Below are 14099 nucleotides of genomic sequence, written 5' to 3' on the forward strand. Positions count from 1 at the left end.
ACCCCCCACCCACCGCAGACCAACAAGCCAACGGCAAGAGGCACCTCCCCGGCGAAGCTCCGGGGGAGAACGAAGCGACCAGCCACCCCACCGGCAGGTGGTCCGGGAACCGACCGCAAGCAGCCCCCACCCAGGAGCGCGTGGGAGCACCCCCCGGCGAAGCTCCGGGGGAGAACGAAGCGACCAGCCACCCCACCGGCAGATGGCCCGGGAACCGACCGCTCCAGGCGACCCGGGCGGACCGCTGCGGCGATCACGCAGTGAGTTCGTGGGAGACCGCGGCAGTGAGCCGAGCCGCCCGCTCGGCCACCTCCGGAGGCCCGCAGTCGATCGCGCGAGCGCACCACGACTGCGCGGCCGGAAGATCCCCCCGCCGAGCCGAGAGCAGCGCCATCCGCAACGCCGCCCGCCCGTGCCCCGCTTCGGCCGCACGGGTCCACCAGAGCGCGGCCTCGGGCTCACTCCCCTCCCGGGCGAGCAGCAACCCGAGGTTGAACGCGCCGTTGCGCGACCCCGCTTCGGCGGCGAGCCGGTACCAGTGCGCGGCCTCGACCACGTCACCCCGGTTGGCCGCGCCCATGCCGAGCCGCACCTGGGCGCGGCGGTGCCCCTGGCGCGCCGCGCGTTCATGCCACTCCTCCGCCTCCTCGGCGGACTCCTCGCTCCCCTCCTCGCGGCCGTCGAGGAGCGTGCCGAGGCGGAAGGCCGCCTCGGGGCTGCCGCCGCCGGCCGCGCAGCGCAGATGCCGCTCGGCGCCGTGCTGGTCGCCCTCGCGCTGGAGGGCGATCGCGACCTGGAGCGCGGCCTCGGCGTGCCCGGCCGCGGCGGCGTGCTCGTACCAGCGGTGCGCGGTGGCGTCCTCGCCGCGGGAGGCGTGCAGGATGCCGAGGTTGAAGGCCGCGTCGATGCTGCCGGCCTCCGCGGCTTTGGAGAACCACGGCTCGGCGCCGGCCGCGTCCCCGCGCTGGAGCAGCAGCACGGCGACCGCGTTCGCGGCCTCGCGGTGCCCGGCGTACGCGGCCTTGCGGTACCACTGCTCGGCTTGCGCGGCCCGGCCGTTGCCCGCGCAGAGCAGGCCGAGGTTGTACGCGCCGTTGACGTCGCCGGCCTCCATGGCGGTGCGGTACCAGCGCTCGGCGGTCTGCGTCTCGCCCTCCTGGGCGTGCAGGGCGCCCAGCGCGTTCGCCGCGTTGCCGTCGCCGGCCTGGGCGGCGCGGCGCCACCAGGTCGCGGCGAGGTCGATGTCCCCGGCGTCGCGCAGCAGGAAGCCCAGCGCGCAGGCGGCGCGGGCCTCGCCGTCGCGGGCGGCCGTCAGATACCAGCGCTCGGCCTCCTTGGTCTCGCCGCGCTCCTCCAGGAGTGTGCCGAGCCTGAGCGCGGCACGGCGGTGCCGCTTGGCGGCGGCCTGGCGGTACCACTGCTCGGCCTCGCGCTCCTGGCCGCGGACCGCGCAGATCCGGGCCAGCCGGTAGGCGGCCTCGCGGTGGCCCTGCTCCGCGGCGGTGCGGAACCAGCGCTCGGCGGCGACGTCCCGCTGGTGGTCGAGCAGGTCGGCGAGGGCGTACGCACCCAGCGCGTGGCCGGCCTCGGCGGCCTGGCGCAGCCAGTACTCGGCGCCGGGCTCGTCGCCGCGCTCGCGCAGGTGGCGGCCGAGGGCGTGTGCGGCGGGCGCGGAGCCGGCGACGGCGGCGATCCGCCACCATCCGGCGGCCTCTTCGGCGCAGCCGCGCTGGTGCAGCAGCAGGGCGAGGTTGTTGGCGGCGGCACGGTCGCCGTCCTGGACGGCGCCCCGCAGGTAGGGCTCCGCGCCGTCGAGGTCGCCGCGGCGCAACAGCAGGGTGCCGAGCGCGCTCATCGCGCCGGGGTCGCCCCCGTCGGCGGCCACCCGGTGCCGGGCCTCGATCTCGGCCTCCTCGCGCATCGCGAGGGTGTCCTCGTCGGGCAGTTCGCTGAGCAGGGCCGGCGCGGTGGACGAGGCGTCGTCGGGGGCGGCCGCGCCCTGTGCCGCGGGCTCGCCGCTACGGGGTGCGGGCAGCAACTCGGCCACGGTCATGGCCTTCCGGCCCGTCGGCTCCCGCTCCTCACGGTTCTGACGAGTGTTCAGCAGTCTTGCACCGTCCCCCATAAGCCCCATGGTCGCACCACCTATCAGCGGCGTACACCTGGTATACCGCACCCCGCTTGGTCACTTCGGCGTTTTATCGACTTCCCGACAAGGCGTCAGGTCAAACACCGTAAGCGCGATGTCACACGAACAAGTGAAGTGGCCCGAACTCCCTTGACGGCGAGTCTGGTTCCCACCTACTAGGAGCCGCACCCGGCGACCGGGCTGCGGGCACGACAAAACGGCCCGGGGTCCCTTGAGACCCCGAGCCGCCGTGGTAGCGGGGACAGGATTTGAACCTGCGACCTCTGGGTTATGAGCCCAGCGAGCTACCGAGCTGCTCCACCCCGCGTCGTTGTGTTCCAACCGTACCACGGCTCGCGATGCCACCTGATCAGCCCGCCTTCGAAGGCTTGACGGCCTTCGCCGGGTTGACGGCCTCCGCCGCCTTCTCGGCCTGCTCCGCCTCCTGTAGCGCCTTGCCGAGCCGCCGCTGCGCCTCGCCGTACGCCGCCCAGTCGTTCTTCCTCATGGCCGCCTGGGCGTCGTCGTACGCCTTCTGGGCCTTCGTCAGGGCCGCCTCGACCCGGGGGTTCGCGGAGCTTCCCGGTGGCGTGGTGGTCGGCCCGCCCGGGCTCGCCGGAACCGTCGGGCTCGTCGATGCGCCGCCGCTGCTGCCGAAGACGGAGTCCAGCGCCTGGTCGAGGGTGTCGTCGAACGCGTTGCGCCCGTTGAAACTGACGAACACCTTCTTCAGCAGCGGGTAGTTGACGTTCGCACCGCGCAGGTAGACCGGCTCCACATACAGCAGCCCGCCGTCCAGCGGGAGGCTGAGCAGATTGCCGTACTCGATGGTGGAGTCCTTGCCGCGCAGCCGGGAGATCTGCTGGCCGTACGCGGAGGTGAACTTGCTCTGCACCAGCCGCGGTCCGTCCACGGGGTCGTCGGTGGGCGTCTCCAGCAGCCGTATCGTCCCGTAGTCCGGGCTGGTCGCATCGGAGTCCACCGCGACGAACGCCGCCAGGTTGCCGCGTCCGCTGGGCGTGAAGGTGGAGGTGAGCGAGAATCGCTGCGCGCTCTGGTCGGGCATCTTCAGGCTCAGGTAGTACGGCGGCACCGCCTTGCCGGACTTGGACGCGGGGTCGTCGGGCACCTGCCAGACCTGGCTGCCGGTGTAGAACTGCGTGGCGTCGGTGACGTGGTACTGGGTGAGCAGCTGCCGCTGCACCTTGAACAGGTCCTCCGGGTAGCGCAGATGCGCCATCAGCGCGGCCGGGATCGCGCTCTTGGGCTTCACCGTGTGCGGGAACGCCTTCATCCAGGTCTTGAGCACCGGGTCCTTGGCGTCCCACTGGTAGAGCGTCACGGCGCCGGTGTACGCGTCCACGGTGGCCTTCACCGCGTTGCGGATGTAGTTGACCCGGTTCTGCCGGGCCGCCACCGTTCGCTGGTTGTCGGTGAAGGAGTCGGCGGTGGTGCTGCCCAGCGTCGTACGCGAGGAGTACGGATAGTTGTCGGTCGTCGTGTAGGCGTCGACTATCCACTCCACGTGCGTGCCGACGACGGCCGGATACGGGTCGCCGTCGATCGTCAGCCAGGGCGCGACCGCCTCGACGCGCTGCTTGGGGGTGCGGTTGTACAGGATCTGCGAACCGTGCCCGATCGCACCCGAGTAGAGGATCTTCGGCTCGCCCAGCGTCACCGCGTACGCGGCCCGGGTGACCGGGTTGTCGAGGCTGACCCCGCCCTTGCCCTGGTACGAGGTGGTCACCTCGCGCTTCTTCTCGGCGTAGTCCAGTTCCTTGGTGGGGCCGTCGACGATCGAGTACTGCTTGGTCTGCTCGCCGAAGTAGATCTGCTGCGTGTACGGGCCGAGGGCACCGGCGGTGGGCAGGCCCTGCTCGGTGTAGACCGGCTGGCCGGTGTGGTCGGAGTCACTCGACACACCGGTGGTGGTGTCGGAATCGGCGGCCGAGCCGGTGCCGTTGCCGTTGCCGGTCACGGTGGTGCCCTTGGCCGCGACTATGCCGTAGCCGTGGGTGTACTTGAAGTGGTCGTTGATCCAGTTGTTCTCCGGGATGCCCTTCACGTTCAGCTCCCGGACGCCGACCACGGTGTCCTGCTCCTTGCCGTCCACCGTGTACCGGTCGACGTCCAGGGTGGAGGGGAAGGAGTAGTAGCTACCGGACTGCTGGGCCTGCTGGAAGGTCGGCGCGACCACGTTGGGGTCGAGCACCCGGACCGAGGCGGCGCTGCCCGCGTCGGCGCGCAGCTTGGCGTCCGGCGTCTTGCTGGTGCCCTTGTAGTCGGACTCCACCGTGTCGTCGATGCCGTACGCGGCGCGGGTGGCGTCGATGTTCCGCTGGATGTACGGCGCTTCCTTGAGGGCCTCGTTCGGCTGGACCTGGAACTTCTGCACGATCGCCGGGTACAGGCCGCCGATCAGGATCGCGGACAGCACCATCAGGCCGAAGCCGATGGTCGGCAGCGTCCAGGTGCGGCGCCACAGCGTGGCGAAGAACAGCAGCGCGCAGATCACCGCGATCGAGAACAGGATGGTCTTGGCCGGCAGGTAGGCGTTGGCGTCGACGTAGCGCAGGCCGGTCCAGTTGTCGGTTGCCTTCATCCCGCTGGACTTCACCGCGAGCGAGTAGCGGTCCAGCCAGTAGGCGACCGCCTTCAGGGAGACGAACAGGCCGAGCAGCACCGACAGGTGACTGGTGGCGGCCGTGGTGGCGCGGGCGCCGGGTGAGGTGATCCGCAGCCCCCCGTACAGGTAGTGCACCAGGACCGCGGCCACCAGGGACAGCAGCACCACGGCGAAGCAGAAGGCCAGCAGGAAGCGGTACCAGGGCAGGTCGAAGGTGTAGAACGAGACGTCCTTGTGGAACTGCGGGTCCTTGGTGTGGAACGGCGTCGCGTTGACGAACAGCAGCCACAACCGCCACTGGCCGGTGGCCGATCCGCCGGCGACCAGCCCGACCACCGTGCTGACCGCGAGCAGCACCCACTTCTTGTACGGCGCGATGCCCATCCGGTACCGGTCGAGGTTCTGCTGCTCGGGCGACATCGCGCTCAGCGGCGGGCGCAGCCGGTGCGCCAGGAACATGTTCGCGCCGACCGCCAGCGCCATCAGCAGCCCGAAGGCGCAGAACAGCGCGATCTTCGTCCACAACACGGTGCCGAACACCGACGAGTAGTGCACCGACCGGTACCACAGCAGGTCCGTCCAGAAGCCGGCGAACATCACGAACGCGATCATCAGCAGGGCCAGCACGGCCACGGTGATGAGCAGCGTACGGGCGCTGCGCGACGGGCGGCCGACGGTGAAGCGAGGTGCGGCCGCCCCTCCGTCTCCGTCGCGTTCCGGCATCTCGAATACCAAGGTGCGCACCTCGAAGTGGTCGGTGATCTCGGGGTGCCCCGAGTCGGACTCCCACAGGTGCAACTTATCGACGCATTGGCCGGTTCCCGATTCCGGTCGGAGAAGGGGGAGGATACTGACATGTCCAACACTGCGACCGAAGGTTCGCCGCTCGCGGCGAACCCCCTGACCCGCGCCGTCCTCGAGATCGACACCTATGCGTCGGGCCTCGGCTGGGACCGGCCCGCACGGCTGTTCGCCCTCGTCGACACCGCGCACCTGCGCACCCGGGAGCCCGCGCTCGCCGACCAACTCGGGCTGGACGGCGCCGACTCGGCGGCCACCGGTCTGACCCCCATCGAGCAGGACGAGTTGCCGGCCGGGCAGGCACTCGACGAGTTCCTGGCCACCATCGCCTGGCCCGAGGTGATCGCCGGGTGCGCGCTCACCGTGGAGCGGCTGATGCTTCCGCCGTCCGCCGAGGCGGCCATCCCCGACGACCTGGACGACAAGGCGCTGGCCGCCTGGGTCGCCGCGCACCCCGAACGACAGGAGGTGCGGATGACGGTCGGAGTGCTGCGCGACGGGACGCGGGAGTCGGCGGTGCGGCTGCGCGCGAAGGACTCGGCGACGGAGGTGCTGACCGGAAAGGACCTGGTGCCGGGGTTGGCGGATGCGCTGAGCGCCACGTTCGAGGAGTGAGCGCCGGCGGCTGAGCGCGGCCGGCCGTGACGGTCAGCTCTTGCAGCTCGGCAGCTTCGAGATGTCGCCGTCGCGGATGTCCTTCAGGGCCGCCATGGCGTCGTCCAGGGTCTTCACCTTGACCAGGGTGAGGCCGCCGGGGATGTCCTTGGCGGCCTCCTCGCAGTTGTCGGCCGGGGTGAGGAAGTACTTCGCGCCCTTGTCGCGGGCACCGATCGTCTTGAGGCTGATACCGCCGATCGGGCCGACGTTGCCGTTGTCGTCGATGGTGCCGGTGCCGGCCACGAACGCGCCGCCGGTGAGGTTGCCCGGGGTGAGCTTGTCGATGATGCCGAGCGCGAACATCATGCCCGCGCTGGGGCCGCCGACGTCCGCGAGCCGGATGTTGATGGTGAACGGGAACAGGTGCTCCACGCCCGCCTGGATGCCGACGACCGCGCGCTTGGGGCCGGTGTCGTCGGAGGCGCGGGTGGTGATCGTCACCTGCTGGGTGGGCGGCGACTTCTTCTTGACGTCGGCCGCCCTGACCACCGTGAACACGGTCTTCTCACCCGGGGTGTGCTTGGTGACGAAGGTCGCCACCTGGTCGGCCGCGCTGACCTGGTGGCCGTCCACGGCCTTGATCACGTCACCGGCGTGCAGCAGGCCCTCGGCGGCGCCCCCCTTGACCACGGCCGCGACGATCACCCGGGACTGCACGGGGATCTTCAGCTCCTCCAGGGCGGCGACCTTGGCACTGTCCTGTGACTGGCTGAACTCCTCGGCGTTCTCCTCGTCGGCCTGCTCGGCGGTCTGACCCTTGGGGTAGAGGGTGTCGTGCTCGACGACCTTGTCGTCATGCCGGGCCCAGCCGAGCACCGCCTCGACCAGGTTCATCCGGTAGTCGGCACCTGTGACGCGGACCGTCGTCATGTTCAGGTTGCCGGTGGTGGGATACGTCTTGCGGCCGGCGATGTCGATGACCTTCTCGCCGCCATAGCTGCCCAGGGTGTTCACGGTCGGCCCGGGTGACATCTCCGCGTACGGAGTCGGTGTCACCAGCGCCACGCACAGCAGCGCTATCAGCGTCAGAGTCGAGGCGAGCAGCGTCGCGGTGCGGCGTGACATGCCCTGACCCTACGGGACCGGTCCGACAACCGGCCCGCGGGGTGAATCCTCCTCGTCGTCCGACGAAATGTCCCCGTCCACCGCGGAGACCGGGGCACCGCCGGCGGCCGCCGGGGCGACCGCGACCGTCTGCATCGCCTGCCGAAACCTCTCATATCCGGCGAGCGAGGCGCCGTCGCCGGTGCTGCGCCGGCGGGCGGCCCAGCGGGCCCAGATGGCGGCGGCGACCGCGGCGGCCACCGGAATGAGCAACCAAGTGAGTGCTCCCACTGCGAACTCCCCAACCCGTACGACCCAAACGAGATCAATCAGACCTATGAGCAGATTAACCACTCGGTAGGTCAACGTTCGGCCGGGGCGCGGAGTTACGCAACCGGAAGTCCCACTAACGGAGGGTGTTCGTTGCGCCGCTCCCCCGCAGCCGTCCCCCGTCGCATGAGGGCCACGACGGAGCTACGCGCCGACCCAGCCCTGCTCGCCGTCCGCGAAGGTCTGGTGCTTCCAGATCGGCACCTCACGCTTGAGGTCGTCGATCAGGCGGCGGCTGGCGGCGAACGCCTCGCCACGGTGCGGGCAGGCGACCGCGACGACCACCGCGATGTCGCCGACCCGCAGGTCACCGACCCGGTGAACGGCGGCGAGCGCCCGTACGGGGAAGTCCGCGGCGACCTTCTCCGCGACCCGGCGCAACTCGGCCTCGGCGGTGGGGTGCGCGGAGTACGACAGCCTGGTCACCTGGGCGTCGGGGCGGCCGTCGTGGTCGCGGACCGTGCCCACGAACAGCGCGGTGCCGCCGGCGGCGTCGTCGCCGACCGCGCCGAAGACCTCGTCCACCGACAGGGGGGTGTCGCGGATCGCGAGCAGGCGGACGGCGGGCGCGTCATCCGCCGCGCCACCGAAGGGCGTGGACTCACCGGGTGCGCCGAATACGGATGCCATGTCTTCCATGCTGCCTCACTCCCCAGGCCATGCCACGATGCGGAAACAGTATTTCATTATCGCCGGTCACCGTGGGGGCCGGTCCGGGGTCACAGCCCGCGGCGCCTGCGGGCCCTGCGCACCACGGCCGCCGCGCCGACCAGGGCGACGGTCGCGCCGGCGGCACCCAGGGTCGTGGCGTCCTTGCGGCCCAGGCGGCGCCCTGCGACGGAGTTGCGGCCCTCGACCTCGGCGAGCAACTCGGCGAGCACCTGCTCGTTGGACCACTGGGGTCGCCACCCCGCCTCGTACAGCTTGCGCCCGCTGACCACCCAGGGGTGCATGGTGTACGCGAGGTCGCCCGCCGGCGACGGGGTCAGGCCCAGCCGGTGCAGCCGGGAGGCCGCGCCGAAGGCGACCGCGGCCGGCAGTTCCATCCGGCGGATGCCGGACAGCTCCTCGACCTCCTCCTGCTCCAGCCAGCCGTCGCAGCCGACCGCCATCTCGCCGTCGACCTTCTCCAGCACCGCGAACTCCAGTGCCGACACCAGGTCCTCGACATGGCAGAACTGCCAGCACGGCCGGCTGCCCGCCACCACCAGCAGCCGTGGCGACTCGAAGTACCGGGTCAGCGCGGTGTCGGTGTCGCCCACCAGGACCGCGGGCCGCAGGATCGTCACGTTCAGGCCCGGGTGGGCGCGCGGGGCACGGCGACCGAGCCGCTCGATCTCCAGCAGGTCGTCCACGAAGCTCGCCTCGGACGTGGCCCGCAGCGGAGCGTCCTCGGCGAGCGGCACGTCGTTGTCGGCCTGGGCGCCGTAGACCATCGCCGAGGTGCACAGCACCACGCGGTGCACGCCGGCCGCGGCGGCCGCGGTCAGTACGGTCTGGGTGCCGCGCACGTTGAACGCCGAACGGGCCTTCGCGTCGGACTCCAGGTCGAGGTCGAGCGCAAGGTGCACCACGACCGACGCGCCGCGGAGTTTCTCGGCGATCGCCGGGTCACGCACGTCCAGCACCCGCCAGGTCGCCCCGGGCACGTCGCCGCGCCGCTCGTCGATCGCCACGACCTTCCTGACCTGGTCGGACTCGGCGAGCCGCATGGCCAGCGCGCGCCCCACCCCGGAAGCCGCGCCAGTGATCGCGACCACCGGCCCCGACCCGGCCCGACCGGGGCTCCGCTCTGGGCGAACGTGTGCTTCTGGGGAACTCACCGGGTGTCTCCCACGGTTGTCTCAGATACGTACAGCGCCATCCTGCCGGACGGGTGTCTACGCTGGAGGTAGAGCCCATCACACCGGGCCGGGCCAGCAAGACCTCCCGACACCCGCCGCACCACCGGCAGCCAGAGTTCCAGCCCACCACGAACCGGCCCCCGACACAGCCCATCACGACACAGATCCGAGGAATCCCGTGAGTGACATCCCATTCGGATTCGGCGTCCCTCCCGAGGAGCCCGAGGACGGGGACGAGGGCAAGCAGCCCAAGGGCGGCCAGCCGAACCCGTTCGGGTTCGGCGGAAACAGCCCCTTCGGCCCGGGCGGCGGCGACAACCCGCTCGCGGCGATGTTCGGCTCCCTGAACCCCGGTGACCTGGGCGCGGCCTTCCAGCAGCTCGGCCAGATGCTCTCCTACGACGGCGGTCCCGTGAACTGGGACATGGCCAAGGACATCGCCCGCCAGACCGTCGCCCAGGGCACCCCGGACGGCGTGAAGGACGCGAGCGTCGGCCGCGCCGACCGCGACTGGGTCCAGGAGGCGGTCCGCCTCGCCGATCTGTGGCTTGACGGCGCCACGTCCCTGCCGTCCGGCGCCAACACCGCCGTGGCCTGGAGCCGCGCCGAGTGGGTCGAGGCGACCCTGCCGGTGTGGAAGGACCTGGTCGACCCGGTCGCCGAGCGGGTGGCCGGCGCCATGGGCGACGTACTGCCCGAGGAGATGCAGGCCATGACCGGCCCGCTGCTCGGCATGATGCGGTCCATGGGCGGCGCGATGTTCGGCTCCCAGATCGGGCAGGCGCTCGGCACCCTGGCCGGCGAGGTGGTCGGCTCCACCGACGTCGGGCTGCCGCTCGGCCCGGCCGGCAAGGCCGCCCTGCTGCCGGCCAACGTGGCCGCGTTCGGCGACGGCCTGGGCATCCCCCAGGAGGAGGTGCGGCTCTACCTCGCCCTGCGCGAGGCGGCCCACCAGCGGCTGTTCGCCCACGTGCCCTGGCTGCGGGCCCACCTGTTCGGCGCCGTCGAGGGTTACGCACGCGGCATCAAGGTCGACACCGCCCGCCTCGAAGAGGCCGTCGGGCAACTCGACCCCACGCAGCCCGAGCAGCTTCAGGAGGCGTTGCAGCAGGGCATGTTCCAGCCCGAGGACACCCCGGCGCAGAAGTCCGCGCTGGCCCGGCTGGAGACCGCGCTCGCGCTGGTCGAGGGCTGGGTGGACGCGGTCGTGCACGCGGCCGCCGCCCCGCACCTGCCGTCCGCGGGCGCGCTGCGCGAGACGCTGCGCCGCCGCCGGGCGACCGGCGGCCCCGCCGAGCAGACCTTCGCCACCCTGATCGGGCTCGAACTGCGGCCGCGCCGGCTGCGCGACGCCTCCCGGCTGTGGGCCTCGCTCACCGACGCCCGTGGCGTCGAGGGGCGCGACGGCCTGTGGGCGCACCCCGACATGCTGCCGACCGCGGCCGACCTCGACGACCCCGACGGCTTCGTGCACCGCGACGTCATCGACTTCTCCGAGCTCGACAAGCTGCTCGGCGAGGCGGCGGGTGGCGCGAGCAGCGACAAGGGCCCCGAGACGAGCCTGGACAAGGGCGCCAAGGGCACCGACGGCGATGCCGCGGCCGACGGCCCCGCGCGGCCGGAGAAGCCCGCAGAGGCCGAGGACGGCGGTTCGGCCGAGGATGCGAGCGGAGACACGAGCGGAAGCACCGACGACAAGGACGGCGACGCCGGCAAGTGAGCACGCTGCACAAGGACGCGGTGGGCGTCCTGGAGACCTGGCACGCCCCCGACGCCGATCAGGACAGGCTGCGCCAGGAGTACCTGGCGCACCTGACCGCCCACCCGGACGGCATGTGGAAACCCTGCAAGGCCGGGCACCTCACCGGCAGCGTGCTCATCCTGGACGCCGAGCGACGGCACGTCCTGCTCACCCTGCACGCCAAGCTCAAGCTGTGGCTGCAGACCGGCGGCCACTGCGAGCCCGCCGACACCTCACTGTCGGGTGCCGCGCTGCGCGAGGGCACCGAGGAGTCCGGCATCCAGGGGCTCACGCTCTTGGTGCCCGGACCCGTCAACCTCGACCGCCACCTGGTGCCGTGTGCCTGGCATCTCGACGTCCAGTACGCCGCGGTGGCTCCCCCGGGCGCCGTCGAATCCATCAGCGACGAGTCGCTGGCCCTGCGCTGGTTCACCTTCGACGAGGTCGCCGGACTGTCCGACAGGTCGGTCCGTACCCTCCTGGAACGCACCAGGGCGCTGCTCTAGGCAACGCAACCGGTAGGACCCGCAGAACCTGTAAGGGGCGCCGACCATGGGTCGGTGCCCCTTACGACTTGGGGAGCAATAGGGAGCGGGCTCGCGCCGCCCTGCGACTCCGCCTCCGGCGTTGTCGTCGGTCGACGATTCCCCCACAGCCTGCGGCGTGGGTGGGGGTGCCCCCGGCGAAGCCAGGGGGAGTGCCCCCAGCATCGCCTCCCTCCTCCGCCTTGGATCCGAAGCCACATGACGCCGCTCCCTGATCCACTCCCTATTGCTCCCCAGGTCGTTACCGCGGCATATCGGGGGTCAGCGGCCGCCCCACGCGTTCCCCTGGTCGGCGCCCTGCGCCCCGACACCGTACTGCCCGCGCAGGCCGTGCAGTTCCACGTTCTGCGGCGGCATCATCTCGCTGGGCTGGACCAGGACGTAGCCCTGGCCGACGAAGTTCAGCTCCCAGCCCTCGCCGGTGTTGCCGCGCCGCCGGAACACCGACGAACTGCTGGTCTGCGCCTGCATCTGGACCCGCAACGAGGTCGACCAGGCGACGACCGCGTCCGCATCGCAGGACACGTACGTGTTCGGGGTGACCGGGAGCATCAGCGGCTTGCCGGACGTCATGAGAGCGACCTTGCCCTGCCCGGCGATCGCGACGTTGTACTGCCCGGTGCCGGCCAGGCCGTACTGGCTGTCGACCGCGATGACATCCCAGTGCAGCCCGGAGTCGAGGGCGAGGACGTAGGCGCTGTCGACGGTGAGCCCGTCGTGATCGACGTCCAGGATGTGGATCTGCTGGGCGAGGTTCGCCAGGTACACCGTGCCCTGGCCGGAGCAGCGCATCAGATCCAGGCCCTCGCCGGTCGCGCGCGCGGCGCTGCGCTGGTAGTGCGACTGGTACTCCCCGTCGAACTCGATCAGCCCCTGGTAGGCGACCATCGAGCCCTTGCGGGCAAGGCAGTCCGGGCCGGTGTCACCGTCCAGCCGGACCCGCAGCAGGTAGGAGTTCTGCAGGCTGTAGTGGTCCTGGTTCTGGACCTCGGTGAAGGCGAAAAGCGGGCTCTGCATGATGTGTCGCTCCCCCTCAGCCCCGGGCCCGGAGCCGGTCGGTACTGTCCTCGCTGGGCTGGACGACCACGAAGCCCTGGCCGGAGAACGCGATCTGGAACGCCTCGCCGCTGCCGCGCCCGATCAGCGACGACGCCTTGAAGCTGCGCTTGGCCTTCATCTTCAGCCCCGACGACCAGGCCACCAGGGCGTCCGGGTCGACATACGTCTCATCGGCGCCGGAACCGCAGTCCACCACGATCGGGGTGCCGCGCGAGGTGATCGCGACCCATCCGGTGCCGGACACCGCGACGTTGAACAGGCCCTGCCCGGCGAACTTCGCCAGGCCCTTGACGCGTTCGACGCCCCACTGCAGGTGCGCGTCGAAGGCCAGCAGGTTGGTGCCGTTGACCGACACCGACTCGTTGTCCAGGTTGAGACAGACCACGTCGGCGCCGTAGTCGGCCAGGTAGAGCAGGCCGTCGCCGCTGCACTTCATCACCGGCGCGCTCTCACCGGTCAGCCACGACGAGGCCATCTGCCGCACGGCCGGCGGGTTCGGCTCGTACTGGATGAAGCCCTCGTAGGCGATCATCGAGCCGGTCCGGGCGAAGAGGTCCTGGCCGGTGGCCATGGCGACCTTGAGCATGGACGAGCCGTGGTTCTCCATACGGGCGGCGACCGGCTTGGGGGCGTAACCCGCGATCATCTGCTGGTCCATGGCAGGTCACACCTCGTAGGGCTGGACGACGATGAAGTTGCCGGGCGCGCCGCGGAACTGGAGGTTCACGGTCTCGCCGCTGTGGCCGGGATAGGCACTCCTGCGCAGCCGCACCTGGCTGGAGACGATCACCTGGGAGCCCGCCGACCAGGCGACGATCGCGTTGCTGTCCGCATAGGTGGTCGGGGTGACCGGGAGGACCACAGGGGTGCCATGGGTCTTGACGATCACGGTGCCGGTGCCCTGGAACTGCATGGTGAACAGGGCGCCGCCGGGGATGCCGTGGCCCTCGATCCTGCGCACCTCGTGCTGGAGTCCCTCGTCGAAGGCGAGCACGTTCTCCGCGGAGACGCAGATGGCGTCGCCCTGCAGCTCGACGGGGTGCAGGTAGGAGGCGTTCTCGGCGAAGAAGACCTGGCCGCCACCGGTGCAGCGCATGAGCTGCATCTCCTGGCCGGTCATGTTGCCGACGACGCGGCCCCTGAATCCCGCGCCCTTGTAGGCGAAGTCGACCTTGCCCTGGTAGAGCACCATGGCACCCTGACGGGCCAGCACCGGCTGTCCGGTGCCCTGGCCGAGGTCGGCGCGCATCATCTTCGGGTTCTGCTGCGTCCAGCGCTGCCCGGTGGGCTGCTCGCGGTACTTCTGCATGGAGACGGTGATGCC

12 protein-coding genes and 1 tRNA gene are annotated in these 14099 nt (G+C 71.1%); 3 read left to right on the forward strand and 10 right to left on the reverse strand.

The window, feature by feature from the left end:
• Positions 1-253: 253 nt before the first annotated feature.
• The 3 genes from AC13HU_RS15815 to AC13HU_RS15825 form a co-directional block, all read right to left on the reverse strand.
• Positions 254-2125: a tetratricopeptide repeat protein gene (locus tag AC13HU_RS15815; RefSeq protein WP_483042501.1), complete on the reverse strand. Its 1872-nt coding sequence runs from the start codon at positions 2123-2125 to the stop codon at positions 254-256.
• A 254-nt stretch (positions 2126-2379) separates the two neighbouring features.
• A tRNA-Met gene (locus tag AC13HU_RS15820) sits at positions 2380-2456 on the reverse strand.
• Between the two features lie 42 nt (positions 2457-2498).
• The gene (locus AC13HU_RS15825; protein ID WP_483042511.1) at positions 2499-5477 is read right to left on the reverse strand and encodes a UPF0182 family membrane protein; all 2979 of its coding nucleotides are present in this window, start codon (positions 5475-5477) and stop codon (positions 2499-2501) included.
• Between the two features lie 132 nt (positions 5478-5609).
• Between AC13HU_RS15825 and AC13HU_RS15830 the strand changes: the two genes are divergently transcribed.
• The gene (locus AC13HU_RS15830; RefSeq protein ID WP_483042502.1) at positions 5610-6170 is read left to right on the forward strand and encodes a PPA1309 family protein; all 561 of its coding nucleotides are present in this window, start codon (positions 5610-5612) and stop codon (positions 6168-6170) included.
• Between the two features lie 33 nt (positions 6171-6203).
• On the opposite strand, the gene AC13HU_RS15835 is transcribed toward AC13HU_RS15830, so the two are convergent.
• The 4 genes from AC13HU_RS15835 to AC13HU_RS15850 form a co-directional block, all read right to left on the reverse strand.
• Positions 6204-7277, reverse strand: a complete 1074-nt coding sequence (locus AC13HU_RS15835; protein WP_483042503.1) for a YlbL family protein — start codon at positions 7275-7277, stop codon at positions 6204-6206.
• Positions 7278-7286: 9 nt separating this feature from the next.
• Positions 7287-7547, reverse strand: a complete 261-nt coding sequence (locus tag AC13HU_RS15840; RefSeq protein ID WP_483042504.1) for a hypothetical protein — start codon at positions 7545-7547, stop codon at positions 7287-7289.
• 183 nt (positions 7548-7730) lie between these two features.
• On the reverse strand, positions 7731-8216 hold the full coding sequence (locus tag AC13HU_RS15845; protein ID WP_483042512.1) for a molybdenum cofactor biosynthesis protein MoaE: 486 nt from the start codon (positions 8214-8216) through the stop codon (positions 7731-7733).
• Between the two features lie 89 nt (positions 8217-8305).
• Positions 8306-9409 (reverse strand): SDR family oxidoreductase, encoded by a 1104-nt coding sequence (locus tag AC13HU_RS15850; RefSeq protein ID WP_483042505.1) that lies wholly within the window; start codon positions 9407-9409, stop codon positions 8306-8308.
• 199 nt (positions 9410-9608) lie between these two features.
• Between AC13HU_RS15850 and AC13HU_RS15855 the strand changes: the two genes are divergently transcribed.
• Entirely contained in the window at positions 9609-11150 is a 1542-nt protein-coding gene (locus tag AC13HU_RS15855) for a zinc-dependent metalloprotease (RefSeq protein ID WP_483042506.1), read from the forward strand.
• Complete coding sequence (locus AC13HU_RS15860; protein WP_483042507.1) at positions 11147-11677, forward strand: NUDIX hydrolase; 531 nt, start codon at positions 11147-11149, stop codon at positions 11675-11677. The genes AC13HU_RS15855 and AC13HU_RS15860 overlap by 4 nt, the downstream gene beginning before the upstream one ends.
• 300 nt (positions 11678-11977) lie before the next feature.
• Here AC13HU_RS15860 and AC13HU_RS15865 read toward each other — a convergent pair whose 3' ends face one another.
• From AC13HU_RS15865 to AC13HU_RS15875, 3 genes are all read right to left on the reverse strand, one after another.
• Positions 11978-12733 carry an AIM24 family protein gene (locus tag AC13HU_RS15865; RefSeq protein WP_483042508.1) on the reverse strand — a complete coding sequence of 252 codons (756 nt, stop codon included), beginning with the start codon at positions 12731-12733 and terminating at the stop codon, positions 11978-11980.
• Positions 12734-12749: 16 nt separating this feature from the next.
• On the reverse strand, positions 12750-13433 hold the full coding sequence (locus tag AC13HU_RS15870; protein WP_483042509.1) for an AIM24 family protein: 684 nt from the start codon (positions 13431-13433) through the stop codon (positions 12750-12752).
• Positions 13434-13439: 6 nt separating this feature from the next.
• Positions 13440-14099 (reverse strand): AIM24 family protein (locus tag AC13HU_RS15875; protein WP_483042510.1); only part of this gene is annotated, 660 nt, incomplete at its 5' end.

The sequence above is a fragment of the Streptomyces sp. NH27 genome, assembly GCF_056859195.1.